Here is a 24,595-nt window from a genome sequence, read left to right as displayed (position 1 = left end):
GCAAACGAAAAGGCCCCCGCTCCGGGGGCTTGGAGCGGGGGCCAACCTGCGTTCGTCACGCGAGGCGGGACGTGGGGTCGCTCCGGCAACAGGGGGAAATCCGGAAAGCGACCCCACGGCCGCACTGTCGATATCTAAAGCCCCCAACCTGTCGCGAATATGAATGAACGTGTCAGCCGCGCGGTCCCTTGGGACGCGGGTCGCTCCAGTGGAACGCATTGTCGGCGACCGCGACGTTGAACTTCTGGTCGCTCAGCCGGATCGTGGTGCGGTTGTTCTGCGAATCGATCGCGACCCAGCCCTGCAGCATCAGCCCGCCCGGCGCCGCGGCGTTGCGCACGAAGGCGAGCGACAGCACGCCATATTCGGGGCGTTTGGGATCGCGCGCCTCGACGACGACGATGCGGTCATCGACGGTCGGAACGATCTTCGCGACGCGCGAAAGGTCGGGATTGGGATCGAGCAGCACAGCCAGCGGCGACTTGCCGATCGGCCAGCGCTGCACCTGCTTGACCTGATAGTCGATCATCCAGAGCGATTTGCCGTCGGCGACGATACGGAGCGGGACGCCCTTCTGATACTGGAAGCTGATCTTGCCGGGACGCTTCATCGTGAGCGTGCCCGTTACGGTCTTGCCCGCGCGATCGGTCTGGCTGAATCCCGCGGTCATGCTCGAAACGCTGCGCAGATGCGCCGAAACCTTGTCGAGATCTCCCGGGGCCGCGACGACGGGGGTGGCAAGGCCACCAACGACGAGCGGAACCGCGGCCAGCGCGAGCGCGAAACGACGAAACATCCACAAACTCCTGCAATCTCTGCCCGCTGCTATGCGGACAGGCGTTTGAATGCCGGCTGAACCCGCTGAGCCAGTAGCGCCTCTGATCCTAGAAGCAAAACCTGCACAGGCCATCGGGACGAAGCTCGAGATAGTTGCGGCCAATCACGTCCATGCCGATGATGATGTCGAAACTGTCCACATCGGCGAGGCCGATCCCGAATATCGTTCCGTCCAGCATATGCGGAAAGCTCGGCGAGGGGCTATCGTCCGGCAGAAAGAAACCGGCGCGAAACGCGAAGCGATCGCTCTGGATCAGGCCCCCCGCGGTCTGGACCGGCTTCTTGCCGAGACTGATCAGGCCGAGCGAGGCGGCGATACGGGACGTAAGGCCGCTCGACGTCGCACCGGTATCGAGCAGCGCGCTTGCTTCAACGACCATCATTTCATTTGGAGCGCCGGCTGGCGGCATCACGGCCGCGCGTAAAATCAGTCTGGAATGGTCGTGACGCCAGCTAGTTTCCGGCATGCGAGAAGATGCCGAGGTCGATAGGCTCGTCGGTCACTTCTTGGATCGAAAAAATACCATCTGCGAACTGCTTCAGGCCCGCACGATAGGCGTCACCGACATCGTTGAAGTAGCCGACGATGTGCTGATGGCGGATCAGCGCATATTGATCGCGGTAATCCCGAAGGATCGAGGCGAGATTGCGCTGGAAGAAATCATAATTGGCGTCGACTTCGCGCGCCTGCGCTTGACGGTCCATCGTTCGCGCCTCCTCCCAAAAGAGACTAACACCGTTAATTGATGCAGCGTAGGCAAGCCGCCCCAAATCGTCGACGAACCGACTCGAAAACGAGTCCAGCCGTTCAGAGCGGGCGACCGTCGGTGTCCATCAGCACCTCGCGGCGGCCGACATGGTCGGGGCGCGAGACGAGGCCTTCCTTCTCCATCCGCTCGATCAGGCGCGCGGCGCTGTTATAGCCGATGCGGAGCTGGCGCTGGAGCCAGCTCGTCGAGGCTTTCTGGCTTTCGGCGACGAGCTGGCACGACTTGCGGAACAGCTGGTCCTCGGGGCTGTCGTCGCCGGTGGGCGCGCCGTCGATCGCATAACCGCCATCCTCGGGTTCCTCGGTGACGGCCTGGATATATTCGGGGGTGCCCTGGCCGCGCCAGTGATCGGCGACGCGGAGCACCTCCTCGTCCGAGACGAAGGGGCCGTGGACGCGCGCGATCTGCTTGCCGCCGGGCATGTAGAGCATGTCGCCCTTGCCGAGCAGCTGCTCCGCGCCCTGTTCGCCGAGGATGGTGCGCGAGTCGATCTTCGAGGTCACCGCGAAGCTGATGCGCGTCGGCAGATTGGCCTTGATCACGCCGGTGATGACGTCGACCGAGGGGCGCTGCGTCGCCATAATCAGGTGGATGCCCGCGGCGCGCGCCTTTTGCGCGAGGCGCTGGATCAGGAACTCGACCTCCTTGCCCGCGGTCATCATCAGGTCGGCGAGTTCGTCGACCACGATCACGATCTGCGGCAGCGTCTGATAGTCGAGCTCTTCCTCCTCGTAGATCGGCTGGCCGGTATCGGCGTCATAGCCCGTCTGGACGCGGCGGCCGAGCTTCTGTCCCTTGGCGCGCGCGTTGCGCACCTTGTCGTTGAAGCCGGCGAGGCTCCGTACGGCGAGCGATGCCATCATCCGGTAGCGCTCCTCCATCTGCTCGACCGCCCATTTGAGCGCGCGCACCGCCTTGGCAGGATCGGTGACGACGGGGGAGAGCAGATGCGGGATCCCGTCATAGGTCGACAGTTCGAGCTGCTTGGGATCGATCATGATCATCCGGCACTGGTCGGGGCTGAGCCGATAGAGCAGCGACAGGATCATCGCGTTGAGGCCCACCGACTTGCCCGAGCCCGTGGTGCCCGCGACGAGCAGGTGCGGCATCGGCGCGAGGTCGGCGATCACCGGGTCGCCCGCGATGTTCTTGCCGAGGATCAGCGGCAGCGCGCCGCCCTGGTCGGCAAAGGTCTGCGACGTCACCAGCTCGTGATAGGACACCGCCTCGCGCAGCTTGTTGGGCAGCTCGATACCGATCACGCTGCGCCCCGGGATCGTCGCCACGCGTGCCGACAGCGCCGACATGTTGCGCGCGATGTCGTCGGCGAGCTGGATCACACGGCTCGCCTTGATGCCCGCCGCAGGCTCGAGCTCGTACATGGTCACGACGGGGCCAGGGCGTACCTCGACGATCTGGCCTTTCACATGGAAATCGTCGAGCACGGTTTCGAGCAGTCGTGCATTGCGCTCGAGCGCGGCCTTGTCGAGTTTCTGCCCCGACGGCGGCGGCGCGGGCTTGAGCAGCTCGGCCGAGGGCAGCGTGTAGCGGTCCTTGAGGTCGAACGAGGTCTGCACCGCGCCCTGCGGCTTCCTTGCGGGTTCGCTCTCCTTGCGGCCGGGCAGCGAGATGATCGGCGCGCGACGCTCCTCCGCTTCGGCCGCGCGGCGGGGCTCGGCACGGCGCGGCGCGGGCTCGGTGAGCGCGATGCCGTCATCCGCGTCCTCATAACCCTCGTCGAAATCGTCCTCGGCGCGCTCGCGGCGGCGGAACAGCCAGGCGCGTTCCTCGTCGTCGAGGCCGAGGCTCTTGGCCCATAGGACAATGCCGGTTCCCGCAAAGGCGACGAGCATCGCGGTGCGGATCCAGCCGCGCGCCGGCGCGTCGCCGAGCAGGCCCAACGACCAGTCGGTGATCCCGGCAAGCGCCAGCCCCAGCGCGCCGCCAAACCCGCCGGGGAGCCAGGCGATCGCATTGGCGCGGAAGAGCGCAAGCGCACCGCCAATGAACATGATGCCGATCAGCGCGCCGATGAGCATGCGCCGCCAGCGCCCGACGGGCACGCCGCGCAGCAGCCTGATCCCGAAGACCGCAAGCAGCGGGATGATGAGCGCGATCGCGGGTCCGAAGGTCGCGAGCAGCAGGTCGGCGGTCCAGGCACCGATGCCGCCTACCAGATTGCGCGCGGGGCCCCCCGCGGCGGTCATCGCCGCAGGATCGCTCGGGCGGTAGCTGGCGAGCGCGAGCACGAGCAGCAAAGCGCCGACGAGCACCGCCGCGCCCCCGATCAGCGCGCTGGTGCGGACCGCGCCGCGCTTCATCGATTCGCGCCACACTGGCACGTTCTTGCTCATGCGGCTTGCCATGCCACCCCCGAAAATCGCGGAAAAGCTGTTGTTCCGCATTTGTACAATGCGCTTTCTGGCGACTCGGCGTCAAGAGTCCCCGGCCAGATGCGGCTTTTGCGCGACGAGCCGTTCCGGGCTTTTGCGACCGGTGCGGGTGGGATAAGGACGGGACATGACTTCAGAAACCATCGCTGAAAGCGACGTCATCATCCTCGGCGGCGGGCTTGTCGGGCTCACGCTCGCGATCGCGTTGGGTGCGCAGGGCGTCACCTCGATCGTCATTGATTCCGCAAATCCCGAGGCGCAGCTCGCACCGGGCTTCGACGGTCGCGCCTCGGCGGTGGCGAGTGCGAGCTGGCGGATGCTCGAGGCGATTGGTGTCGGGCAGCACCTTGAGGGCAAGGGGTGCCCGATCAAACGCATTCATGTCAGCGACGGGCTTGCGCCCGGGATCCTCGACTTCACGCCCGAGGACGAGGCGGGCCCGCTCGGTATCATGTTCGAGAACCGGCTGCTGCGCACCGCGCTGCGCGAGGCCGCGCTCGCCCAGCCCAATATCACGCTGATGATGCCCGCACGCGCCGCCGATGTGGTTCGGGACGCAGCGGGCGTGCATGTCACGCTCGAGGACGGACGCAGGCTCAAGGGGGCGCTGCTCGCGGCGTGCGAGGGGCGTAATTCGCCAACGCGAACGGCAGCGGGGATCAACGTCGCGCGCTGGCAGTACGACCACGCCGCGATCATCTCGGCCTTCGAACACGAAGTGCCGCATGAGAATGTGGCGTACGAGATTTTCTACCCTGCGGGGCCGTTCGCGCTGCTACCGCTGCTGCCGGGCAACCGCTCGGCGATCGTCTGGACGGTGAAAGCGGCTGACGCGCCGGCAATGCTCAAGCTGTCCGACCGCGCCTTCTGGGCCGAGGCGGAGAAGCGCATGGGCGGGTTCCTCGGCAAGCTGAGCGCGGCCGCGCCGCGCCAGAGCTTTCCGCTGGGCTTCCACCATGCCGCGCGCATCACGGGCGAGCGTCTCGCGCTGGTCGGCGATTCGGCGCACGGCATCCATCCGATCGCGGGGCAAGGGCTCAATCTCGGCTTCCGCGATGTCGCGGCACTCGCCGAAGTGCTCGTCGAGGGCGTGCGTATCGGGCTCGACCCGGGCGATGCGCAATTGCTCGCGCGCTATGATCGCTGGCGCGGTCTCGACACCTTCATGGTCGCCGCCTCGACCGACGGTCTGACGCGGCTTTTCGGACTGCCGGGCAAGACCGCATCGGCGGTCCGCCGTTTCGGCCTCGGCGCGGTCCAGCGGATACCGCCCCTCAAGCGGACCTTCATGGCGGAGGCACGCGGCGAATCGGGCAATCTGCCCAAGCTGCTCCAGGGACTGCCGGTCTAGAACGGCGCCACACAAGCGCGTTTACCGTTCGGCCCTTCGACTCGCTCAGGAGAGCCTGTCGAAGCCCTTTATTGTCCTTCGCGTCTCCGCGTCTCCGCGCGAACATCGCTTTTTCTCGCGCGGAGACGCGGAGGCGCGGAGAAGAGAATAAAGGATAAGGCTTGGCGCTGAATACCGATCCGCTCTAGGGGGCGGTCGCACAGGTTGAGGAGGAAGAACATGCAGGCGGTTGGCGTGATCGGTGCGGGGCAGATGGGGGCGGGGATCGCCCAGGTTTCGGCGCAGGCGGGCTATCGCGTTCTGCTTGCCGACGCCAAGCTCGAAATCGCTGAGCGCGCCAGGGAAGGCATTGCGCGGCAGCTGGGCCGGCTCGTCGACAAGGAGAAGATCGACGGCGCGACGCGTGACCAGGCGCTGGCGCGGATCGAGCCCGTCGGCGATTTCGCGCCGATGGCCTCGGCCGGGCTGATCATCGAGGCCGCGACCGAGCGCGAGGAGGTCAAGCGCGCGATCTTCGAGAGTGTCGGCAAGATCCTCGGCCATCAGGCGGTGCTCGCCTCCAACACCTCGTCGATCCCGATCACGCGGCTCGCGCAGGCGACCCCCGATGCGGCGCGCTTCGTCGGCGTCCATTTCTTCAATCCCGTGCCCGTGATGGGGCTGATCGAGCTGATCCGCGGCCTCGCGACCAGCGACGGGACCGTCAAGATCGTCGAGACCTATGCCGCGGCGATCGGCAAGAAGGTCGTCCACGCCAACGACGCGCCGGGCTTCATCGTCAACCGGATCCTGCTGCCCATGCTCAACGAGGCGTGCTTTGCGCTGGGTGAGGGGGTGGCCACGATCCGCGACATCGACACCGCGATCACCATGGGGCTCAACCACCCGATGGGCCCGCTGACGCTCGCCGATTTCATCGGCCTCGATACCTGCCTCGAGATCTGCAAGGTGCTCTATTCGGGCACGGGCGATCCCAAGTTCCGCCCCGCGCCGCTGCTCGTCAAATATGTCGAGGCGGGTTGGTACGGCCGCAAGACCGGGCGCGGCTTCTACGACTATTCGGGCGACGAGCCCGTCCCGACGCGTTGAACTTGCGATCGACGTTCGGCATCCGATCGCCGCTGTCCTACAGCCCCTGCAATCGGTTATGCCTGCAGCATGACCGATCGCCATGACCCTGTCCCGCACGCGGCGCCTTGCGGGTTCTGATCGACTCTCTCGATCACCGCGTCGGAACTGATCGAGGGGATTTTCGTCGCGTGGCTGACTTTAGTGACCTTCGGCGAAATCCCGCGGCTACGCTTTTTCGTTTTGCCGCGCGGTCAGCCGCGCTATGCGGGCGCATCTTTTCCGGGCCGGGACACGCCATGCCGACAACCATTTCGCGATCGCTGTTCGTCTTTTCGGTGCTCTATGGCGGCATGGTCTGCATCGCGGGGGTGCTCGGGGTAAAGCAGGTCGCGCTTGGCCCGCTCGCGGTGGAGGCGGGGATCTTCGCATTTCTGCTGCTCGTCGTGATCTCGAGCGCGATCGCCGAGCTTCATGGCCAGAAGACTGCGACCGCGCTTGTTCGGCTCGGCTTCATACCGCTGCTCGTCTCCGCGGCGTTGATCCAGCTGGTGATCGCGCTGCCGCACGACGCCGAAATGTATCCGCCCGCGATCGACGCCTTTCCGATCGTCGTCGGGCAGAGCGCGCGGATGATGATCGCGGGGCTCATCTCCTACGGCATTTCGCAGACGCTCAACGTCGTGATCTTCTCGCGCCTGTCGCGTGGCGAGGGAAAGCTCGTCTGGCTGCGCGGAATCATAGCCAGCGTCATTTCGCAGATCGTCGACACGGTGCTGTTCATCTCGATCTCCTTCCTCGGCGAACGGCCGATCCTGTCGCTGATGGCGGGACAGATGCTGACCAAGGTCGTACTCTCGATCGTGCTCGTGCCCGTGCTCATCACCCTGTTCGTCGCGCTTGGCCGCAGGCTCGACACCAAGCCAATGGAAGTCTGAACCGTGTCCCACGCCCCCGATCCCGCGCTGCTCGCCAAGGCCGAAACGCTCACCGAGGCGCTGCCCTATATGCAGCGCTATGCGGGCAAGACCTTCGTCGTGAAATATGGCGGCCATGCGATGGGCGATCCCGAGCTCGCGCGCGATTTCGCCGAGGATGTCGTGCTGATGAAGATGGTGGGGATCAATCCCGTCGTTGTCCATGGCGGCGGGCCCCAGATCGGCGCGATGCTCAAGCAATTGGGCGTCGAATCGCGGTTCGTAGATGGGCTGCGCGTCACCGATGCCGAGACCGCCAAGGTCGCCGAAATGGTGCTGTCGGGTGCGATCAACAAGGAGATCGTCGCCTGGATCGCGCAGGCGGGCGGGCGCGCGGTCGGCATTTCGGGCAAGGACGGCGGCTTCGTCACCGCCGAGAAGGTCAGCCGTACGCGCCGCGACCCCGATTCCAGTATCGAGCAGGTGCTCGATCTCGGCTTTGTTGGCGAGCCCGCGCAGGTCGACCGGACGGTACTCGACACGATTTCGTCAGCGGGGATGATTCCCGTGGTCGCGCCGATAGGTGTCGGCGCCGACGGCCATACCTACAACATCAACGCGGATACGATGGCGGGCGCGGTGGCTGCGGCGATGGGGGCGTCGCGCCTGTTCCTGCTCACCGACGTTCCCGGCGTACTCGACAAGGACAAGCAGTTGCTGACCGATCTCGATCCGCATGCGATCGCGCGGCTGCAGCAGGACGGCACGATCTCGGGGGGAATGATCCCCAAGCTCGAGACCTGCGTGCGGGCGGTCGAGGCCGGAGTCGACGCGGCGGTCGTGCTCGATGGCCGGGTGCCCCACGCGATGCTGCTCGAAATCTTCACGCGGCGCGGCGCAGGCACGCTGGTGCATCGTTGAGGCAGTTGTCGCCGGGGCCGGATTTCGGCTACGGCTCTGAAACATAATCCTAGTCGGGGACGCCCATGCTCACCTTGCTCCAGATCATTGCCTTTCTCCTTTATGTGCTGTGGTGGGTGATCATCATCCAGGCGATCCTGTCCTGGCTCGTCGCGTTCAACGTGATCAACACCAGCAGCGATTTCGTCCGCTCGGTGCTCTACGCGCTCGATCGCATCACCCGGCCACTCTATGCGCCGATCCGCCGGATCATGCCCGATCTGGGTGCGCTCGACCTGTCGCCGCTGGTGGTGCTGCTGATCCTCTATATCCTGATGAACATCGTCATCCCCAACATCGCCTATTCGCTGACCTAATTGAGCGTCTGGTGTGCAGACGGCGACGGGTTGATTGTCGCGGTGCGCGTAACGCCGCGCGCTGCGCGCGATGCGGTGCTTGAGCCGAGGGAAGGCTGGCTGCCCGTCCGGCTGCGCGCGCCGCCCGTGGAGGGCGCCGCCAATAAGGCACTCGTCCGCTTCCTCGCCGGTGCGCTCGACATCCCGCGGCGCGACATCACGATCCTCAGCGGCGAGACCGCGCGGATGAAGCAGGTCAGGATCGCGGGCGATCCCGAGCGGCTGGCGCAGGCGCTTCAGAAACTGTACAGGGCGTCGCCATGACAGCCCAAATCATTGATGGAAAGGCCTTTGCCGAAGGCCTGCGTGAACGCGTTGCGGCGGCGGTGCCCGCCTTCCACCGCGTCTCGGGCCGCGCGCCCGGGCTTGCGGTGGTGCTGGTGGGTGAGGATCCCGCCAGCCAGGTCTATGTCCGCTCCAAGGGCAAGGCCACGGTGGCAGCGGGGATGCAGAGCATCGAGCACAAGCTGCCGACAAGCGTCAGCCAGGACGAACTGATCGCACTGGTCGAGGCGCTCAACGCCGATGACATGGTCGACGGCATCCTCGTCCAGCTGCCCTTGCCGCCGCAGATTGACGAGAAGGCGGTGATCGGCACGATCGACCCCGCCAAGGACGTTGACGGCTTCCATGTCGTCAATGCGGGCAGGCTCGCGGTGGGCGAGGATGCGCTCGTGCCCTGCACCCCGCTCGGCTGTCTGATGCTGCTCAAGCACCGGCTGGGCGACCTGTCGGGCCTGAACGCGGTGGTGATCGGCCGCTCCAACATCGTCGGCAAGCCGATGGCGCAACTGCTGCTCAAGGAAAGCTGCACCGTCACGATCGCGCACAGCCGAACCAGGGATCTGCCCGATGTCGTGCGCCGCGCCGATATCGTCGTGGCAGCGGTGGGCCGCCCCGACATGGTGAAAGGCGACTGGATCAGGCCCGGTGCGACGGTGATCGACGTTGGCATCAACCGCGTTGCCGGCAGCGAGGCCGGCAAGACGCGGCTGGTGGGCGATGTCGCCTATGCCGAGGCGGCCGAGGTTGCGGGCGCGATCACGCCCGTACCCGGCGGGGTCGGCCCGATGACGATCGCGGTGCTGCTGCGCAACACGCTCGTCGCCGCACATGCGCGGCTGGGGCTTGCCGCGCCCGAAGGACTGTGATCGTCTGAGCCGGGGCGAATGCCCGGCAGCATTTGTGAGGGGGTAAAGCAGGCATGATCGAGCTGTTCGTCTCAGCGCTCGTCACCTTCTTCGTCGTGATCGATCCGCCGGGTTGTGCGCCGATCTATGCCAGCCTGACCGCAGGTGCGCATGCGCAGGCGCGGCGTGCGATGGCGATCCGCGCGGTGTTCGTCGCCGCATTGATCCTGCTCGTCTTCGCGCTGTTTGGCGAGAAGCTGCTCGGCGCGCTCGGCATCAGTCTCGACAGCTTCCGCATCGCGGGCGGCGTCATGCTGTTCCTGATCGCGCTCGAAATGGTGTTCGAAAAGCGCACCCAGCGCCGCGAGGAACGCGCCAAGGAGGTGCAGGCGAGCCCCGAGCACGAGGATGTCTCGATCTTCCCGATGGCGATCCCGATGATAGCGGGTCCCGGCTCGATCGCGAGCGTCATGCTGATGATGGCGCGCAGCAAGGGGCTTGAGCAGACGCTTGTCGTGCTCGGCGCGATGGGCGCGATCCTGCTGCTGACGCTTGCCTGCCTGCTCGCCGCGGGGCCGCTGATGCGCTTCGTCGGCCCCAAGGTTGAAACCGTCGTGACGCGCCTGCTCGGCGTTCTTCTGGCCGCGCTCGCTGCGCAGTTCGTGATAGACGGGATCAAGGCCAATCTGGGCTGATCCCCCGCGACGGGCTCAGTCCTTGATCCGCCACAGCCGGAAGGGGGATCCCTTGGGCAGCGCCACCGGGGTCAGCCAGGCGGGCACCTTGCCTGCCTCGAGCTGGGCGTAGAAGCCCTTGGGGCTGCGTGCCTTGTACACCGTGCCCTCGGCAAAGCCGGGGCAGATCAGGAGCAAGGTCGCGCCATGCTTCTTCGCGATCGCGCGCGCCTTGTCGGGCGTGCCGTCAAAGGCGTGATGCAGGTCGAGAATGGCCTCGCCATTGCGGTGATACGGTCCCGAAATCGCGTCGTGATGCGTCAGTGTGATCAGCCGCGGACCTAGGTCGTTCATTGTCATGACCACCGCGCGCGGAAACTTGTTGAGCGGCGCCATTGCGGGAATCGTGCCGCAGGCGGCGCCCGCCTTGCGCACCACTGTGCCGCTTTTGGTTTCGGCCTCCTTGGGGATCATCTGGAGTACCCAGGGAACCGCGAAACCCGAGCCGATGATGACGACGAGCGCAGCGCCCAGCACCCGCACGAGCAGATGGCGGCTGGCGCGCAGGCGCGGGAACAGCAGCCAGACCAGCGCCACGCCGCCCGGCACCGCGAGCAGCTGTGCCGCGGGTGCGGCACGGCTCTGGAAGAAGAGCAGCGCGAAGCCGCAGGCCGACAGCAAGGTGACTGAGCACCAGACGACAAGCTTTGCGGCATCGCGCCGGCTGAACCACACAGCGGCCAGGCTGCCGAGCAAACCGGTGACGGGCAGTGCGAGCATCGTCGCCATCGTGCGCCATTCCTGACGATAGACGGGGCGGACCTCGCGGATGTTGTTCAACCAGCTTTTCTGGAGTTCGGGAGACACGCCTTCGGGCTTGCCGAGGCATTGCGGCCAGGCGCCGGCGAGGAAGCCGCCAACGAGCGCCCCTGCGACGCCCGCCGCGCCGAGCCGTTGCCAGCGAGTCTCGAGCGGCAACCGGGCGAGCAGGAACAGCAGGCCGCCCGCCAGCACCATCGTTGACATCCAGGCAGGCGAGAGCACGTCGCACCGTGGCACGCGATTGTCGTAGGAGGCGAATAGCGCATAGCCGAGCGCCGAACCCGCCGCGAGCGTGATCGCATAGGTCTGGAGCCGCGCGGCCTCGGCGCGATCCCAGATCCAGCGCAGCGTGATCGCGGCCCCGGCGAGCCCCAGATAGGGCATCATCTCGAAGCCGATGACGAGCGACAGCGCACTCGCGATGCCCGCTGTGATTCCGCCGCGCCGCGCATTGGGGTCGACAAGCCCCGCCACGATCACCGCGAGCATAGCGAGCTGCCAGTTGTGATGATCGATGCGCGTCGGCGAGAACATTGCCATCGTCGAGGACGCGCCGATCATGAGCAACGCGGCGAGCGCGAAGCTCCACGGCGCGATCAGTCGGCGCACCGCAAGTCCCATGGCGAACAGTGTGACCCCGAGCGGGAGCATGGGAGCCACCGTCACGGCGATGCGCTCGGCGATCGGCGTGCCGAAAAAGGGCTTGGTCGCGAGGATCAGGCCAGCGATGGGAATGTCGACGAGCCGCGACCAGTGGATGTTGAAACCGTGGGGCGGATTGAGCCGGTATTGGCGCAGATCGAACCAGCCCTGACCGTTCAGCCAGGCGCGCACCTCCATCATGCGCAGATTGTCATCGGTGTCGCCCAGCGCGAACCAGTGGATTGCAGCCCAGCGGTTGACGATCAGGAACACCGCAAAGGCGATCCAGATCAGCAAGGTCAGCACGCGCCAGCGCTGATGCGCGTTCTTCCAGTCAATCTTCATGACCACCCGCCCGATCGCCCTTTTCATATCCCACGCCCGCGATTAGAGGCTCTTTGCCAGAGCACAAGTGAAGGGCATAGAGATTTTGGGCGATCTTTCGGTCGAAAGACAGATCCTGCTGGGTCAGCTGGTGCGCTATGGCCTGACCGGCGGCTTCGTGACGCTGCTCGGCGCGGGGGCTTATTGGGTAACCGCGACCTTCGCGGGAGTCGCGCCGCTCGTCGCCAATGTCATTGCCTACGCCGTATCGGTGGCCATCGGCTATGTGCTGCACAGCCGGTGGAGCTTTCGCGGCCATGGTTCGCGCGACAACCTGGCGCGCACCACGTGGCGCTTCGTCATGGTCTCGCTCGTCAGCTTCGTGCTCAACAGCCTGTTCGTCTGGGTACTGACGGGGCCGCTGGGCGGTCCGACCTGGTGGCCGGTGATCCCGATGGTGTTCGTCACGCCGCTGGTGACCTTCGCGCTCAATCGCGTCTGGGTGTTCGGCTGATGGAGCGCATCGTCTATGATCGGATGGCGGATCTCGACAGCCAGCACTGGTGGTACCGCGCGCGCCGCGAGATCCTCGCTTCGGTCATCGCGCGTCGCATTGCGCTGCCCGGCGACGCACGCCTGCTCGAAATCGGCTGCGGTACCGGGCACAATCTCGAGATGCTCGGCCGGTTCGGCCGCGTGGACGCGATCGAGATCGACGCTGCCGCGCGCGCGATCGCGACGCAGCGGCTTGGACGCGAGGTCGGCAACGCGCCGCTTCCGGGGCTGACGGGCGTCGCGCCGCATCATTATGACCTGATCGCGTTGCTCGACGTGCTCGAGCATGTCGAGGATGACCGCGCCGCGCTCCGGTCGATCGCCGGCTGCCTGAAGCCGGGCGGACGCATCCTGCTCACCGTTCCCGCCTTCCCGTGGATGTGGAGCGCGCATGACGTGGTCAATCATCACTTCCGGCGCTACACCAAGGCGACGCTGTCGCGCGCGATTGCGGATGCCGGGCTCAAGCTCGAGATGCTCAGCTGGTTCAACAGCATCCTGTTCCCGCTTGCTGCGGCCGCACGGCTTGCCGGAAGGCTGACGGGCAAGCAGGACAGCGACGATGCGCTGCCGCCCGCGCTGATCAACCGGACATTCGAGCGGCTGTTCGCGCTCGAACGCTATGCTGTCGGGCGCGCGCCGATGCCGCCGGGTGTCTCGCTGGTGGCGATCGTCGTCGCCTGACCCGCGACATGGCCGTGCGCGCGGCGTCCGCCGGCCTGCCCGGCGACTTCCGCGATGATGTAGAGCGGACGGCGCTTCGATTCGATGTAGAGCCGTCCCAGATACTCGCCGATCATCCCGAGCACGAACATCTGGACCGCGCCCAGTACGACGACAACGAGCATCAGCGAGGTCCAGCCCTCGATCGCCTTGCCGGAAAGCCAGCCATAGACGGTATAGGCGAGGAGCAGCAGCGAGGCCGCGGCGAGGCCCAGCCCCATATAGCTTGCGAGACGAAGCGGCACCGTCGAGAATCCCGTGACCGCGTCGAGCGCGAAGCGTACCATCTTGCGCAGTGGGTACTTGGTTTCACCCGCCAGCCGTTCGGCGCGATCGTAGGGAAAGGGGACCTGGCGGAAACCGATCCAGGCAACCATGCCGCGCACGAAGCGCGCCTGCTCGGGGAGCGAGAGCAGCGCGTCGAGCGCGCGCCGGCTCATCAGCCGGAAATCGCCGGTGTCGACGGGGATCGCGATATCGGTCAGCCACGAAAGCGCGCGATAGAAGAGCGCCGCGGTGGCGCGCTTGAACGCGGTCTCGCCCGCGCGCTTGCGCCTGACCGCATAGACGACATCGGCCTGCTGCGCCTCCATTTCGGCGAGCATCGCCCCGAGCAGTTCGGGCGGGTCCTGCAGATCGGCGTCGATGATCAGGATCGCCTCGCCCGAACAGAGGTCGAGCCCCGCGGTCAGCGCGAGCTGGTGGCCGTGATTGCGCGACAGGTCGATCGCGACGACATGCGGGTCGCGCGCGGCGATATCGCGCATCAGATCCCAGCTCGCGTCACGCGATCCGTCGTTGACGAGCACGATTTCGAAGGAATCGCCGACCGCAGCGACCGCGGCATCGCCGATACGACGGTGGAGTTCGGCAAGACAGCCCTGCTCATTGTAGCAAGGCACTACGACGGAAAGGCGAGGCGGGGTCATTGCGCGGGTTTCATGTTCCTATCGGGGCCGGAAAGGCCCTGCCCATGGCGCTTGTAGAGCGCCGACATGTCATTGCGCCAGACCAATCGGAAATCGCCGAGCGATCGCGGGTCGAATGCGGGTGCGTCGATCAGCCAGACATAGTCGAAAACGTGCGGCACCGCGGTCAGTGCCTGGTCGATCGAGCGCCAGGGCGGGGCGGCGCAGTGCGCGGGGAAGACGAACTGCGACGGATCCTCGGTAAAGGGGGCCGCGCCAGCCAGGCGGACACTGAGCAGCTGCGCGCCCGCCATCGCCCATTGGTCATTGGAGAAGGCCTGCTTGCGGACGAGCGCGAGCGCGGAGAGGTGGTCGAGCCGCGACTTGGTCCAGTCCTCGCGGCAGGGCTTGCCGACGAAGGAGACCATCCGCGCATTCTGCGGAATATGCGGCAGCGCCACGAGCGTGTGGTCATAGGCGCGGTCGTATAGCCAGTAACTGACCGTGTGACCCCCGATGCGCGCAACGAACAGCGCGCAGCTGGCGATCGCGATCCACCGGAGCGTGCGGCGCGGACAGTCGGACCTGAAGCGGATCGCGAGGAGCGCGATGGCGAGCGCAAAGGGCGCGAGCCGCATATCGGCATAAGCCGAGCCGATCAGGATCCGCGGCAGCAGCACATAGGTGAGGGCGAGGACGAGTGCGGCGAGGCCGAGCATGCGCGAAAAGCCTGCCCTGGGGCTGGGAAGCGCGACCGCGAGCGCGGTGACGAGCGTGAACAGCGACAGCGTGTCGAACACCTGCCAGCGATCGCGCAATATCTGGACGAAATAGGCACGCTTGATGTCCCAGTTGAACCAGTCGCCCGTGGTGCCCGCCGAGCCATCGGAGCGCCAGGCGAGCATCAGCAGCGCGGGGGGCGCAAGCGGCAGGCAGCCGATGCCGCCGCGAAAGATCGCCGCGATCCAGCCATGACCCGCATCGCGATTGCGGATGATGCCCGCGGTGAAGGCAAGGAGGCCGAGCACTGCCCAGCCGAAGACATGGACGGTCCACAAGACAATCGAGAGCGGAACGAACAGTGCGGCGCGCAGCGTCGGGCGCGATGCGAGGTTGAGCCACAGCGCGAAGGCGAGCATCGACAGCGCCATCGACAGCGCGAAATTGACGAAGCCGAACTGGAAGGGGAAGGCGTAGGCAAGCGGCAGCGCGAGCGCAGCGGTCGGCGGCAGGCGCCCGTGCACCGCCTGTGCCACGGCGAGGAAGCCCGCGACCGTGAGCGGCGGGATCGCCATGACGATGAGCTTGGTTCCGAGCTCGACGCCGAAGAGCTTTCCGAACGGTACGATCAGCAGGTCGACCCCGAGATTGCCGATCCAGCGCCACTCGAAACCGTAGAACTGCTGCAGTTGCGGGCTGTTCGCGAGGTCAAGCTGGACGCTGTAGCGCCCGATATGCGCGGGCAGATCGACGAGCGGGAGGATATCCGGCCAGATCAGGGGGACTGTCGCGAGCAGGACCAGCGCCACCGCATAGGCGCGCGTTTCCCACCAGTTGCGTCCCCCCGCGCCGGGCATCAGCGATCGCGCCGCCCGAGCAGCCGCAGCCTGAGCGCGTTGAGCTTGATGAAGCCCTCGGCGTCGCGCTGGTCATAGGCGCCCTGGTCGTCCTCGAAGGTGACGACCTTCTCCGAATAGAGCGAATGAGGCGACTTGCGGCCGATCAGGTGCGCGGCGCCCTTGTAGAGCTTGAGGCGGACCGTGCCCGTCACCTTGTCCTGACTGTGGTCGATCGCGGCCTGGAGCATCTCGCGCTCGGGGCTGAACCAGAAGCCGTTGTAGATGAGCTCGGCATAGCGCGGCATCAGCTCGTCCTTGAGGTGCGCCGCGCCGCGGTCGAGCGTCATCTGCTCGATGCCGCGATGCGCGATGTGCAGGATCGTGCCGCCGGGCGTCTCGTACATGCCGCGGCTCTTCATGCCGACGAAGCGGTTCTCGAGCAGGTCGAGGCGGCCGATGCCGTGCGTGCGGCCGAGGTCGTTGAGCTTGGCGAGCAGGCTGGCGGGGCTCAGACCCTCGCCATTGACCGCGACCGCGTCGCCGCGCTCGAAATCGATCGAGATGATCTCGGGGCTATCGGGCGCGTCCTCGGGATTGACGGTGCGCGAGAAGACATAGTCGGGCACCTCTTCCCACGGATCCTCGAGCACCTTGCCCTCGGACGAGGTGTGGAGAAGGTTGGCGTCGGTCGAGAAGGGGCTTTCGCCGCGCTTGTCCTTGGGCACCGGGATCTGGTGTTGCTCGGCGAATGCGATCAGCGCGGTGCGGCTGGTCAGATCCCATTCGCGCCAGGGCGCGATCACCTTGATGTCGGGATTGAGCGCGTAATAGCCGAGCTCGAAGCGGACCTGGTCATTGCCCTTGCCGGTCGCGCCATGGCTGACCGCATCGGCGTCCACCATTTTCGCGATCTCGATCTGGCGCTTGGCGATGAGCGGGCGCGCGATCGAGGTGCCGAGCAGATAGCAGCCCTCGTAGAGCGCGTTGGCGCGCATCATCGGGAAGACATAGTCCTTCACGAACTCCTCGCGGAGGTCGTCGATGAAGATGTGCTCGGGCTTGATCCCCATGAGCTGCGCCTTGGCGCGCGCGGGCTCGAGCTCCTCGCCCTGGCCGAGGTCGGCGGTGAAGGTGACGACTTCGCAATTATAGGTCTGCTGCAACCATTTCAGGATCACGCTGGTGTCGAGGCCGCCCGAATAGGCCAGCACGACCTTTTGGATGTCTGGGCGGCCGATCTTGTCGCTCATGATTGCAGATTCCCGAATGGCGTTGGTGGAGTCGCGTGCGCGGTTATGCGCTATCGCGCCGGCGTGCAACATCTGTGGTAGCTTTTGGGGAGCAAGGAGAGGGTGCTTATGGCCGAGAACAAGACGCAGCCGACCACAGCGAGTGTAGCCGACTTTCTCGCCACGATCGAACCCGAGGGGCGCCGCGAGGACGCGAAGCGCGTCGCGTTGATGATGGAACGCCTGTCGGGTCATCCGCCCGTCATGTGGGGACCGGCCATTATCGGCTTCGGCTGCTATCATTATCGTTATGAAAGCGGGCGCGAGGGCGATGCGCCGCGCATCGGCTTTTCGCCGCGCAAGGAGGCGCTGACCCTCTATGTCATGGACGGATATGACCCGCCCGCGCTGATGCAGCGGCTGGGCAAGTACAAGACGGGCAAGTCGTGCCTTTATCTAAAGCGTCTCGACGATGTGGATCAGTCGGTACTGGAGGAGTTGATCCGGACTTCGCTCGAGATGATGGACCAGCGATATCCGCGCTGACCCGTTCGGCTTTCGCGGCGACGCGTGGAACCGAAGGATATGCCGGGCATGCCGCACGTTCTTTCTCTATCGGCGCCGCTAAAGGACGCCCGATCAGGAGGATGTCATGAAATACACGCTGTTTGCCGCAGTCGCGCTGTGTGCGCTGGGCGGTACCGCCTATGCTGGTGACATGCGGAAGACCGCCGATGCCGATGGCGACGGCCGGATCACGCGCGCGGAGTTTGATGCGGCAACCACCGCGGGCTGGACCAAGAAGGACGCCAATGGCGACGGCCAGCTAAGTGCCGCTGAAGGCATGGCCAAGAAGGACGACGCCAAATGGGCGGCCGCCGACACCGACAAGAACGGCTCGCTGTCGCAGTCCGAATATATGGCGATGAAGAACAACTGGTTCGCCAAGGCCGACACCGACAAGGACGGGACGCTGAGCAAGGCCGAGGGCGACCTCGCGATGGCGACTCCCCACCATTAGAGCCGGGGATCTGGCGCCGCGCTGGTGATTAGTCCCCGCTGATCTCCCGGCGAAAGGCGCGGGCGATACTAGAAGCGAAACCGCTGAGCGTTGCCTCGTCCGCGCCGTCGCGTGCGGCGGCGGACATGCCCTCGAGCGCGATGGTCACCAGCCGGGCGAGTTCCTCGGCACGCGCCGCATTCTCGGTCGCGATAAAGTCGCGTATCGCTTGGCGGCTGTGGCACTTGGCTTCAGCCGAGATCGCCCGCGCGTCGGCATCGGTGCTGTTGCGCGTGCCGTCGAGCACGAGACAGCCGGCAACGCCGTCGCGTTCGGGATAGATTTGCGCGGCACGGGCAAGCGTCGCCTCGATGACATCGGCCACGCTGCCGCCCTTGGCACGCGCATAGCCGAACACATTGGCTTCGCCCTGCACATAGCGTTCCAGCGCGCGCTCGAAGAGCCCCGCCTTGCTCCCGAAAGCAGCGTAGAAGCTGGGGGGCCTGATACCGAGCTCGGCGCCGAGTTCGGCCACGCCCACCGCATCATAACCGCGCGCGTGGAACAACCGCATCGCGGTGTCGATCGCGCCCTCGACATCGAAGGAGCGCGGCCGGCCCCGCGTACGTATTTTTTCTGTAGCAGACACTAAAAAACTCCTTGAGTCATCGCCGCGGCACATATATATAGCACTCACTACATTAACTCAAGGAACCCCTCTCATGTCCGAGTTCAACAACAAGAATGTCCTCGTCCTGGGCGGCAGCCGCGGCATAGGCGCATCGCTTGTCCGCCGTTTCGCCAAGGGTGGTGGCAAGGTAGCCTTCACCTATGCGGGCTCGAAGGATGCCGCCGACGCGCTTGCCGCCGAAACGGGTGCCGAAGCCGTCCGCACCGACAGCGCCGACCGCGATGCGCTGATCCAGACCGTCGCGGCACGCGGCGCGCTCGACGTGATCGTGATCAATGCGGGGACGCTGGTGATGGGCGACCCGCTGACGCTCGATGCCGACGCGGTCGACCGGATGATCGCGATCAACGTCAACGCGCCCTATCATGCCGCGGTCGAGGCGGCGCGCCGGATGAACGAGGGCGGCCGCATCATCGTCATCGGTTCGGTCAATGGCGACACCATGCCCTTTGCGGGCGGGGCGGCCTATGCGCTGACGAAGTCGGCGGTGCAGGGCATGGTGCGCGGCCTCGCGCGCGATTTCGGGGAGCGCGGCATCACGGTGAATGCGGTCCAGCCGGGGCCCGTCGATACCGACATGAACCCCGCCGACGGCCCGATGGCCGACTTCATGCACGGTTTCATGGCGATCAAGCGCCATGTCCATGCCGACGAGATCGCCGAGATGACCGCCTTCATCGCGGGCCCGCATGGCGCGATGATCACCGGGGCCATGCACACGATCGACGGCGGTTTCGGCGCCTGATCGCCTTCAGACCTTGCGCGCGACGCGCTGTTCGTCCCCTGCGATATAGTCGCGGGTGATGGGCAGCGTGTCGCGTCGTTTGGCGTACTGGATCTGGAAATTGCCCATCCCGCCATATTCGAAGGTCGAGATCGCGCCCGCCAGATAGAATTGCCACATGCGGAAGAAGCGCTCGTCATAGAGCCGCACGATCTTGTCCCGGTTCTCGGCGGTGCGCCGGTACCAGTGGTGGATGGTGAGCGCGTAGTGGAGGCGCAGCGTCTCGACATCGGTGGCGATCAGCCGGTTCTTCTCGCTCGCCGCGATCACCTCGCTCAAGGCGGGGATGTAGCCGCCGGGGAAGATATATTTGCGCGTGAAGGCGTCGGTGGTGCCCGGTCCGCCGAAGCGGCCGATCGTGTGGAGCAGCATCACGCCGTCATCGGTCATCAGGTTGCGGCACTGGCGGAAGAATTCTGGATAGTGCGGCGGGCCGACATGCTCGAACATGCCCACCGAGACAATGCGGTCGAACTGTCCCTCGAGGTTGCGATAGTCGATCAGCTCGAACTTCACGCGATCCGACACACCCGCTGCGGCGGCGCGGTCGCGCGCGGTCCTGAGCTGTTCCTCGGACAGCGTGATGCCGAGCACGTCGACATCGAAATGCCGGTTGAGATAGAGCGCCATCCCGCCCCAGCCGCAGCCGATGTCGAGCACGCGCTGGCCGGGCGATAAGCAGAGTTTGGCGGCGATATGCGCCTTCTTGTCCTCCTGCGCCTGTTCGAGGCTGTTGGCGGGATCGGTGAAATAGGCGCAGCTGTATTGCATGTCGTCGTCGAGGAAGAGCTGGTAGAGGCTGTTCCCGAGATCGTAATGATGCGCGACATTGCGCCGGGACCGGCTTTCCCAGTTGAGCCGCGACAGGCGGCTCTGCGCATTGCTCAGCGCGCGGCGCACCGGGTTCTTGATCGACAGCTTGCCGCCGCGTTCCCATGGGCTGTTCTTGCGGATGAGCGTGATGAGATCGAGGATGTCGCCCTGCTCGATGATCAGGCGTCCGTCCATGAAGGTCTCGGCCGCACCCAGCCGGGGGTGGCGGACGATGTATCCGGCGACCCCGCTGTCCGCGAACCGGATTGCAACATCGCCATATTGAGAATCGGGCGTGCCGAAGGTCTTCCGGCTGCCGCGGTGATCGGTGAGAGTCAGCGTGCCGCGCTTGACCAGCCGCTGCAGAAAGCTGTCAATAAGAGCCATTGCGTCTCCGTCCGCTTTGTCCCCCGATTCAAGGGGTAAGGCGGCGTGCGCTCAGGTCAAGCGCGGAGCGATTCAGATGCCCGCATACCATTCGTAATCGACGCGATCCTCCCAGAAGCCGCCCTTGCCCAGTCCGATACCGTCGAGGCTCGCCACGGCCTCGATGCCGTGGACATATTTGGCGTGCTTGTAGCCGAGCTGGCGTTCGACGCGGAGCCGCAGTGGCGCGCCGTTGCGGATCGCAAGAAGCTGGTCGTTGAGTGCCCAGGCCATGATCGTCTGCGGATGAAAGGCGTCGATCAGGTCGATCGATTCGTAATAGGGCGCGCCGCCGATCCGATCGGCGCAGCGAAAGACGATGAAGCGCGCGCGGTCGCTCATCCGTGCCTGATCGAGCAGCAACGACAGCGGCACGCCCGTCCATTTGCCGATCGCGCTCCAGCCCTCGACGCAGTCGTGGCGCGTGATCTGGCTGAGGCGGGGCATCGCGCGGATCTGCGCCATCGACAGCGCCAGCGGCTGCGCGACGAGCCCCGAAATGCGGACGCGCCAGTCCGCGAAGCTGCTCGCCGCATGTTGCGGATAGCCGTCCGTGTCGGGATTCTGCGTGCCGTTGCCGCGGAAGAAGGGCGAGATATCGGCGGCACCAAATTCGCGCGCCAGCGCATCGCGGTCCATCAGCAGCCGCTGCGCGTGGCGGTTCATCTCCTCGCCGCACGAGAGGATCTTGCGGAAGGCGGGGCTTTCGCCGAGCCGGTCGCAGCCGGTCAGAAGCCCGCCCGCGCCGATGGCGAGCCCGGTGCCGATCAGCCCGCGCCGTGTGATCAGGCGGCTCATCGGCCGGGCTCCCGCCCGGTGATCATCGCGCCGATGCCGCGTATCGGCCCCGAGAGCAGCACCAGCAGCAGATGCACGACGATGAACGCCGCTATCAGCATCGCTGCGATGAAATGGATCGAGCGCGCGGAAGCGCGGCCGCCGAACAGGTCGATCAGCCAGGGCCAGGCCGCGTTCATCCCCGGCGACATCGCAAGCCCGGTGAAAATGAGGAGTGGCAGCAGTCCGAAGATGACTCCGACATAACTCGCCTTCTGGAGAAAATTGTAGCTGGTGCTGTGATGGAAGCGCAGGCGCAGATGGTCCTTCACATCGTTCCACATCGCTGCGGGCTGAAGCTCGGCGCGCGTGAAGCTCAGGTCGCGCGCGACATGCCGGTTCCAGAAGGCGCGGATCATGAAGGCGAGCAGCCCGAACGCGAACAGCCAGGCGAAGGTCAGGTGCCACCGCCGCGCCAGCGCGAGATTGTAGGTCGAGGGTATCGTCGCCCAGTGCGGAAAGGCGCGCCGCTGGACCTGACCCTGCGGATCGGTCCAGCGGCCGAGCACGCCCGTCGTTTCCCAGCGGCGATTGCCGATCTTCACGTAGCCGCTCGTCTCACCCGAGCCGATCTGCAGCCAGGCGCGGTCGAAATTGGCGCCATATTGCCCCCAATAGAGCCGCGGATGTGCGTTGAAGATCATCAGCCCGCTCATCAGCAGCACGAAAACCGCAAGCGCGTTGGTCCAGTGCCAGATGCGTGTCGACAGCCGGTGGCGGGGGGCCACGGGCCGCTTCGCTAATGCTTCGGTGTCTTCAGTTGCACTGACCATCACTGTCTCCCGCATCGAGAATCGCATCGGGCTTGCTCGGTGTAAAGCGACGGAAGGTTGCAGCGACGTCCGTCACGCATAGGCCCGGACGAAGAAGACGACGGTGATCACGGCGGTGGCGAGGATCGTGACGGCGCGCACGGCACCAGGCGGTAGAACCTGCGCCAGTCGTGCGCCGAGATAGCCGCCTGCGACTGCGCCGATCAGCATCGGGATGGCGAGCCGCCAATGTACCATCGCCGCGGCAATGAAGATAATCGTCGCGGCGGCATTAGCGATCGCCAGCATCAGCGTGCGCGGCGCGGCGAGTTCATGCGGCTCGGCGCGCGCGAGCAGGCCCCACGCCGCCATCATCATCAGCCCGACGCCGCCGCCGAAATAGCCGCCATAGATACCGAGCGCGAACTGGACGCCGATCAGCGCCCAGGGATGGACCGCGACATGCTGATGGAGCAGGTCGGCGGCGCTTCGCCCGAAGGCCAGTACGATCGTGGCGAGCAGCAGCAGCCAGGGGATGATGATGTCGAAGGTGCGCGTCGGCGTCGCCACGAGCAACAGGCTGCCGACAAGGCCGCCGATAAAGGTGATGAGGATCAGCGCGCGCACCGAGAGCCCGCCCAGCGGTCGCAATCCGCGCCGATAGGTCCAGGCGCTTGCGATCGCACCGGGCTGGAGCGCGACATTGCTTGTCGCATTGGCGATCGGCGAGGGCAGGCCAAGCGCGATCAGCGTCGGCATGGTGGCAAAGGTCCCGCCGCCCGCGAGCGCGTTCATCGTGCTGCCGAGCAGCCCCGCAGCCGCCGCCAGTGCCAGCCCCGCAGGGCCGGCGAGATCAGCCAAGCGCCGCCTGCTTTTCTTCCGCCAGCCGGTCGAGTTCGGCGCGGCTCTTCTTTTCCGACGCGGTCTTGAGCTGGCCGCAGGCGGCGTCGATATCGCGCCCGCGCGGGGTGCGCACCGGCGCAGAGATTCCCGCCTCGAACACGATATTGCTGAACGCCCTGATCCGCTCGGGGGTCGAGCATTCATAGACGGCGCCCGGCCAGGGGTTGAACGGGATCAAATTGACCTTGGCGGGCAGTTTGAACTTTTTGATGAGGCGCACGAGCTCGCGCGCGTCCTCGTCGCTGTCGTTCTTGTCCCTGAGCATCACATACTCAAAGGTGATCCGCCGCGCATTGTTGGCGCCGGGATAGTCGGCGCACGCCTGCAGCAGCTCCTCGATCCCGTATTTGCGATTGAGCGGGACGATCTCGTCGCGCACCTCCTTGGTGACTGCGTGGAGCGAAACCGCGAGGTTGACGCCGATCTCCTCGCCCGCGCGCGCCATCATCGGCACGACCCCCGAGGTGGAGAGCGTGATGCGGCGCTTGGAGAGCGCAAGCCCGTCGCCGTCCATCACCAGCTTGAGCGCATCGCGGACGTTGTCGAAATTGTAGAGCGGCTCGCCCATGCCCATCATCACGATGTTGGTGAGCAGCCGGCCGTCGGGCTGGCTCGGCCATTCGCCGAGCGAATCGCGTGCGAGCATGACCTGGCCGACAATCTCGCCCGCGGTCAGGTTGCGCACGAGGCGCATCGTGCCCGTGTGGCAGAAACGGCAGTTGAGCGTGCAGCCGACCTGCGACGACACGCAGAGCGTGCCACGGTCCGCATCGGGGATGAAGACCATCTCGTAATCCTGGCCGTCGTCCGAACGCAGCAGCCATTTGCGCGTGCCGTCGGTCGAGACCTGCGCTTCGATCACCTGCGGCCGCCCGATCACGAAGCGTTCGGCCAGCCAGGGGTGCATCGCCTTCGCGATGTCGGTCATCTGCGCGAAATCGGTCACCCCGCGATTATAGATCCAGTGCCAGAGCTGCTTGGCGCGCAGCTTGGCCTGTTTGGGCTCCATGCCCTTTTCGATCAAAAGGCCGCGAATCTCGTCCCTGGGCAGGCCGATCAGGTCGACGCGGCCATCCTCGCGCGGCGTGATCGCACGCGGCACGGGCACAGGATCGATGTGGCCGGGAATCGGCATGGTGATGCTGGTGGGGGCGTTCATGCCGCGCCACAT

Annotated in this window: 27 protein-coding genes; 13 read left to right on the top strand and 14 right to left on the bottom strand. The window is 65.8% G+C overall.

Features of this window, described 5'->3' with window-relative positions; translation table 11 throughout:
- Window positions 1-172 precede the first annotated feature (172 nt).
- The 4 genes from AC3WJD_RS04500 to AC3WJD_RS04485 form a co-directional block, all read right to left on the bottom strand.
- Complete coding sequence (locus AC3WJD_RS04500) at window positions 173-796, bottom strand: LolA family protein (protein WP_492744920.1); 624 nt, start codon at window positions 794-796, stop codon at window positions 173-175.
- 88 nt (window positions 797-884) lie between these two features.
- Window positions 885-1,220, bottom strand: coding sequence for an aspartyl protease family protein (locus tag AC3WJD_RS04495; RefSeq protein WP_492744918.1), 336 nt, complete (start codon window positions 1,218-1,220; stop codon window positions 885-887).
- Window positions 1,221-1,290: 70 nt separating this feature from the next.
- Window positions 1,291-1,542: a hypothetical protein gene (locus tag AC3WJD_RS04490; protein WP_492744916.1), complete on the bottom strand. Its 252-nt coding sequence runs from the start codon at window positions 1,540-1,542 to the stop codon at window positions 1,291-1,293.
- Between the two features lie 103 nt (window positions 1,543-1,645).
- Window positions 1,646-3,973, bottom strand: a complete 2,328-nt coding sequence (locus tag AC3WJD_RS04485; protein ID WP_492744914.1) for an FtsK/SpoIIIE family DNA translocase — start codon at window positions 3,971-3,973, stop codon at window positions 1,646-1,648.
- A gap of 154 nt (window positions 3,974-4,127) precedes the next feature.
- Between AC3WJD_RS04485 and AC3WJD_RS04480 the strand changes: the two genes are divergently transcribed.
- The 8 genes from AC3WJD_RS04480 to AC3WJD_RS04445 all read left to right on the top strand — a co-directional run bounded on the left by AC3WJD_RS04480 (window position 4,128) and on the right by AC3WJD_RS04445 (window position 10,477).
- Window positions 4,128-5,351 (top strand): UbiH/UbiF/VisC/COQ6 family ubiquinone biosynthesis hydroxylase, encoded by a 1,224-nt coding sequence (locus tag AC3WJD_RS04480; RefSeq protein WP_492744912.1) that lies wholly within the window; start codon window positions 4,128-4,130, stop codon window positions 5,349-5,351.
- A 219-nt stretch (window positions 5,352-5,570) separates the two neighbouring features.
- Entirely contained in the window at window positions 5,571-6,440 is an 870-nt protein-coding gene (locus AC3WJD_RS04475; protein WP_492744910.1) for a 3-hydroxyacyl-CoA dehydrogenase NAD-binding domain-containing protein, read from the top strand.
- Window positions 6,441-6,718: 278 nt separating this feature from the next.
- Window positions 6,719-7,357, top strand: coding sequence for a queuosine precursor transporter (locus AC3WJD_RS04470; protein WP_492744908.1), 639 nt, complete (start codon window positions 6,719-6,721; stop codon window positions 7,355-7,357).
- Between the two features lie 3 nt (window positions 7,358-7,360).
- Entirely contained in the window at window positions 7,361-8,257 is an 897-nt protein-coding gene (gene argB, locus AC3WJD_RS04465) for an acetylglutamate kinase (RefSeq protein WP_492744907.1), read from the top strand.
- 65 nt (window positions 8,258-8,322) lie between these two features.
- Window positions 8,323-8,613 carry a YggT family protein gene (locus tag AC3WJD_RS04460; RefSeq protein WP_492744904.1) on the top strand — a complete coding sequence of 97 codons (291 nt, stop codon included), beginning with the start codon at window positions 8,323-8,325 and terminating at the stop codon, window positions 8,611-8,613.
- Entirely contained in the window at window positions 8,614-8,916 is a 303-nt protein-coding gene (locus AC3WJD_RS04455; RefSeq protein ID WP_492744902.1) for a DUF167 domain-containing protein, read from the top strand. It abuts the gene before it with no gap.
- On the top strand, window positions 8,913-9,803 hold the full coding sequence (gene folD / locus AC3WJD_RS04450; protein ID WP_492744900.1) for a bifunctional methylenetetrahydrofolate dehydrogenase/methenyltetrahydrofolate cyclohydrolase FolD: 891 nt from the start codon (window positions 8,913-8,915) through the stop codon (window positions 9,801-9,803). Before AC3WJD_RS04455 ends, folD begins: the two co-directional genes overlap by 4 nt.
- 53 nt (window positions 9,804-9,856) lie before the next feature.
- Window positions 9,857-10,477 carry a MarC family protein gene (locus AC3WJD_RS04445; RefSeq protein WP_492744898.1) on the top strand — a complete coding sequence of 207 codons (621 nt, stop codon included), beginning with the start codon at window positions 9,857-9,859 and terminating at the stop codon, window positions 10,475-10,477.
- Window positions 10,478-10,492: 15 nt separating this feature from the next.
- Here AC3WJD_RS04445 and AC3WJD_RS04440 read toward each other — a convergent pair whose 3' ends face one another.
- Window positions 10,493-12,265, bottom strand: a complete 1,773-nt coding sequence (locus tag AC3WJD_RS04440) for an AcrB/AcrD/AcrF family protein (protein ID WP_492744896.1) — start codon at window positions 12,263-12,265, stop codon at window positions 10,493-10,495.
- A 67-nt stretch (window positions 12,266-12,332) separates the two neighbouring features.
- On the opposite strand from AC3WJD_RS04440, the gene AC3WJD_RS04435 reads away from it, so the two are divergent.
- A complete protein-coding gene (locus AC3WJD_RS04435) occupies window positions 12,333-12,758 on the top strand; it encodes a GtrA family protein (RefSeq protein WP_492744894.1) in 426 nt (141 codons plus the stop codon).
- Window positions 12,758-13,483, top strand: a complete 726-nt coding sequence (locus AC3WJD_RS04430; protein ID WP_492744892.1) for a class I SAM-dependent methyltransferase — start codon at window positions 12,758-12,760, stop codon at window positions 13,481-13,483. The genes AC3WJD_RS04435 and AC3WJD_RS04430 overlap by 1 nt, the downstream gene beginning before the upstream one ends.
- On the opposite strand, the gene AC3WJD_RS04425 is transcribed toward AC3WJD_RS04430, so the two are convergent.
- Genes AC3WJD_RS04425 through AC3WJD_RS04415 form a run of 3 tightly spaced genes read right to left on the bottom strand, consistent with a single transcriptional unit; the run spans window position 13,420 to window position 17,239 of the window.
- Entirely contained in the window at window positions 13,420-14,451 is a 1,032-nt protein-coding gene (locus AC3WJD_RS04425) for a glycosyltransferase family 2 protein (protein WP_492744890.1), read from the bottom strand. The two genes, AC3WJD_RS04430 and AC3WJD_RS04425, sit on opposite strands and share 64 nt — an antisense overlap.
- Window positions 14,448-16,007 (bottom strand): hypothetical protein, encoded by a 1,560-nt coding sequence (locus tag AC3WJD_RS04420; protein WP_492744888.1) that lies wholly within the window; start codon window positions 16,005-16,007, stop codon window positions 14,448-14,450. Before AC3WJD_RS04420 ends, AC3WJD_RS04425 begins: the two co-directional genes overlap by 4 nt.
- Complete coding sequence (locus tag AC3WJD_RS04415; protein WP_492744886.1) at window positions 16,007-17,239, bottom strand: argininosuccinate synthase; 1,233 nt, start codon at window positions 17,237-17,239, stop codon at window positions 16,007-16,009. The genes AC3WJD_RS04420 and AC3WJD_RS04415 overlap by 1 nt, the downstream gene beginning before the upstream one ends.
- A 108-nt stretch (window positions 17,240-17,347) precedes the next feature.
- Between AC3WJD_RS04415 and AC3WJD_RS04410 the strand changes: the two genes are divergently transcribed.
- Both AC3WJD_RS04410 and AC3WJD_RS04405 read left to right on the top strand, forming a co-directional pair.
- A complete protein-coding gene (locus tag AC3WJD_RS04410) occupies window positions 17,348-17,764 on the top strand; it encodes a DUF1801 domain-containing protein (protein ID WP_492744884.1) in 417 nt (138 codons plus the stop codon).
- A 106-nt stretch (window positions 17,765-17,870) separates the two neighbouring features.
- On the top strand, window positions 17,871-18,239 hold the full coding sequence (locus AC3WJD_RS04405; RefSeq protein ID WP_492744882.1) for an EF-hand domain-containing protein: 369 nt from the start codon (window positions 17,871-17,873) through the stop codon (window positions 18,237-18,239).
- 28 nt (window positions 18,240-18,267) lie between these two features.
- Here AC3WJD_RS04405 and AC3WJD_RS04400 read toward each other — a convergent pair whose 3' ends face one another.
- The gene (locus AC3WJD_RS04400) at window positions 18,268-18,867 is read right to left on the bottom strand and encodes a TetR/AcrR family transcriptional regulator (protein WP_492744880.1); all 600 of its coding nucleotides are present in this window, start codon (window positions 18,865-18,867) and stop codon (window positions 18,268-18,270) included.
- Between the two features lie 73 nt (window positions 18,868-18,940).
- On the opposite strand from AC3WJD_RS04400, the gene bdcA reads away from it, so the two are divergent.
- Window positions 18,941-19,654: an SDR family oxidoreductase gene (gene bdcA, locus AC3WJD_RS04395; RefSeq protein ID WP_492744879.1), complete on the top strand. Its 714-nt coding sequence runs from the start codon at window positions 18,941-18,943 to the stop codon at window positions 19,652-19,654.
- Window positions 19,655-19,660: 6 nt separating this feature from the next.
- Here bdcA and AC3WJD_RS04390 read toward each other — a convergent pair whose 3' ends face one another.
- The 5 genes from AC3WJD_RS04390 to rlmN all read right to left on the bottom strand — a co-directional run bounded on the left by AC3WJD_RS04390 (window position 19,661) and on the right by rlmN (window position 24,583).
- Window positions 19,661-20,893 carry a class I SAM-dependent methyltransferase gene (locus AC3WJD_RS04390; RefSeq protein ID WP_492744877.1) on the bottom strand — a complete coding sequence of 411 codons (1,233 nt, stop codon included), beginning with the start codon at window positions 20,891-20,893 and terminating at the stop codon, window positions 19,661-19,663.
- A 72-nt stretch (window positions 20,894-20,965) separates the two neighbouring features.
- A complete protein-coding gene (locus AC3WJD_RS04385; RefSeq protein ID WP_492744876.1) occupies window positions 20,966-21,730 on the bottom strand; it encodes a molybdopterin-dependent oxidoreductase in 765 nt (254 codons plus the stop codon).
- On the bottom strand, window positions 21,727-22,542 hold the full coding sequence (locus tag AC3WJD_RS04380) for a cytochrome b/b6 domain-containing protein (protein WP_492744874.1): 816 nt from the start codon (window positions 22,540-22,542) through the stop codon (window positions 21,727-21,729). The genes AC3WJD_RS04385 and AC3WJD_RS04380 overlap by 4 nt, the downstream gene beginning before the upstream one ends.
- 72 nt (window positions 22,543-22,614) lie before the next feature.
- Window positions 22,615-23,382, bottom strand: a complete 768-nt coding sequence (locus tag AC3WJD_RS04375; protein WP_492744873.1) for a sulfite exporter TauE/SafE family protein — start codon at window positions 23,380-23,382, stop codon at window positions 22,615-22,617.
- The gene (rlmN, locus tag AC3WJD_RS04370; RefSeq protein ID WP_492744872.1) at window positions 23,375-24,583 is read right to left on the bottom strand and encodes a dual-specificity RNA methyltransferase RlmN; all 1,209 of its coding nucleotides are present in this window, start codon (window positions 24,581-24,583) and stop codon (window positions 23,375-23,377) included. Before rlmN ends, AC3WJD_RS04375 begins: the two co-directional genes overlap by 8 nt.
- Between the last annotated feature and the right edge of the window lie 12 nt (window positions 24,584-24,595).

This window comes from Sphingobium sp. FW306-1B-F04DB, assembly GCF_058781925.1.
The sequence above is the reverse complement of the archived record's forward strand: the minus strand, read 5'-3'. Positions and strand labels throughout refer to the sequence as shown.

What these genes read in the sequence shown, in the direction of transcription:
- bdcA (WP_492744879.1), top strand. Translation starts at nt 18,941, where the DNA reads ATGTCCGAGTTCAACAACAAGAATGTCCTCGTCCTGGGCGGCAGCCGC.
- AC3WJD_RS04430 (WP_492744892.1), top strand. Translation starts at nt 12,758, where the DNA reads ATGGAGCGCATCGTCTATGATCGGATGGCGGATCTCGACAGCCAGCAC.
- folD (WP_492744900.1), top strand. Translation starts at nt 8,913, where the DNA reads ATGACAGCCCAAATCATTGATGGAAAGGCCTTTGCCGAAGGCCTGCGT.
- AC3WJD_RS04490 (WP_492744916.1), bottom strand. Translation starts at nt 1,542, where the DNA reads ATGGACCGTCAAGCGCAGGCGCGCGAAGTCGACGCCAATTATGATTTC.
- AC3WJD_RS04500 (WP_492744920.1), bottom strand. Translation starts at nt 796, where the DNA reads ATGTTTCGTCGTTTCGCGCTCGCGCTGGCCGCGGTTCCGCTCGTCGTT.
- AC3WJD_RS04415 (WP_492744886.1), bottom strand. Translation starts at nt 17,239, where the DNA reads ATGAGCGACAAGATCGGCCGCCCAGACATCCAAAAGGTCGTGCTGGCC.
- AC3WJD_RS04475 (WP_492744910.1), top strand. Translation starts at nt 5,571, where the DNA reads ATGCAGGCGGTTGGCGTGATCGGTGCGGGGCAGATGGGGGCGGGGATC.
- AC3WJD_RS04480 (WP_492744912.1), top strand. Translation starts at nt 4,128, where the DNA reads ATGACTTCAGAAACCATCGCTGAAAGCGACGTCATCATCCTCGGCGGC.
- AC3WJD_RS04445 (WP_492744898.1), top strand. Translation starts at nt 9,857, where the DNA reads ATGATCGAGCTGTTCGTCTCAGCGCTCGTCACCTTCTTCGTCGTGATC.
- AC3WJD_RS04470 (WP_492744908.1), top strand. Translation starts at nt 6,719, where the DNA reads ATGCCGACAACCATTTCGCGATCGCTGTTCGTCTTTTCGGTGCTCTAT.
- AC3WJD_RS04390 (WP_492744877.1), bottom strand. Translation starts at nt 20,893, where the DNA reads ATGGCTCTTATTGACAGCTTTCTGCAGCGGCTGGTCAAGCGCGGCACG.
- AC3WJD_RS04380 (WP_492744874.1), bottom strand. Translation starts at nt 22,542, where the DNA reads ATGGTCAGTGCAACTGAAGACACCGAAGCATTAGCGAAGCGGCCCGTG.
- AC3WJD_RS04440 (WP_492744896.1), bottom strand. Translation starts at nt 12,265, where the DNA reads ATGAAGATTGACTGGAAGAACGCGCATCAGCGCTGGCGCGTGCTGACC.
- rlmN (WP_492744872.1), bottom strand. Translation starts at nt 24,583, where the DNA reads ATGAACGCCCCCACCAGCATCACCATGCCGATTCCCGGCCACATCGAT.
- AC3WJD_RS04405 (WP_492744882.1), top strand. Translation starts at nt 17,871, where the DNA reads ATGAAATACACGCTGTTTGCCGCAGTCGCGCTGTGTGCGCTGGGCGGT.
- AC3WJD_RS04460 (WP_492744904.1), top strand. Translation starts at nt 8,323, where the DNA reads ATGCTCACCTTGCTCCAGATCATTGCCTTTCTCCTTTATGTGCTGTGG.
- AC3WJD_RS04495 (WP_492744918.1), bottom strand. Translation starts at nt 1,220, where the DNA reads ATGATGGTCGTTGAAGCAAGCGCGCTGCTCGATACCGGTGCGACGTCG.
- AC3WJD_RS04410 (WP_492744884.1), top strand. Translation starts at nt 17,348, where the DNA reads ATGGCCGAGAACAAGACGCAGCCGACCACAGCGAGTGTAGCCGACTTT.
- AC3WJD_RS04485 (WP_492744914.1), bottom strand. Translation starts at nt 3,973, where the DNA reads ATGGCAAGCCGCATGAGCAAGAACGTGCCAGTGTGGCGCGAATCGATG.
- AC3WJD_RS04420 (WP_492744888.1), bottom strand. Translation starts at nt 16,007, where the DNA reads ATGCCCGGCGCGGGGGGACGCAACTGGTGGGAAACGCGCGCCTATGCG.
- AC3WJD_RS04425 (WP_492744890.1), bottom strand. Translation starts at nt 14,451, where the DNA reads ATGACCCCGCCTCGCCTTTCCGTCGTAGTGCCTTGCTACAATGAGCAG.
- AC3WJD_RS04385 (WP_492744876.1), bottom strand. Translation starts at nt 21,730, where the DNA reads ATGAGCCGCCTGATCACACGGCGCGGGCTGATCGGCACCGGGCTCGCC.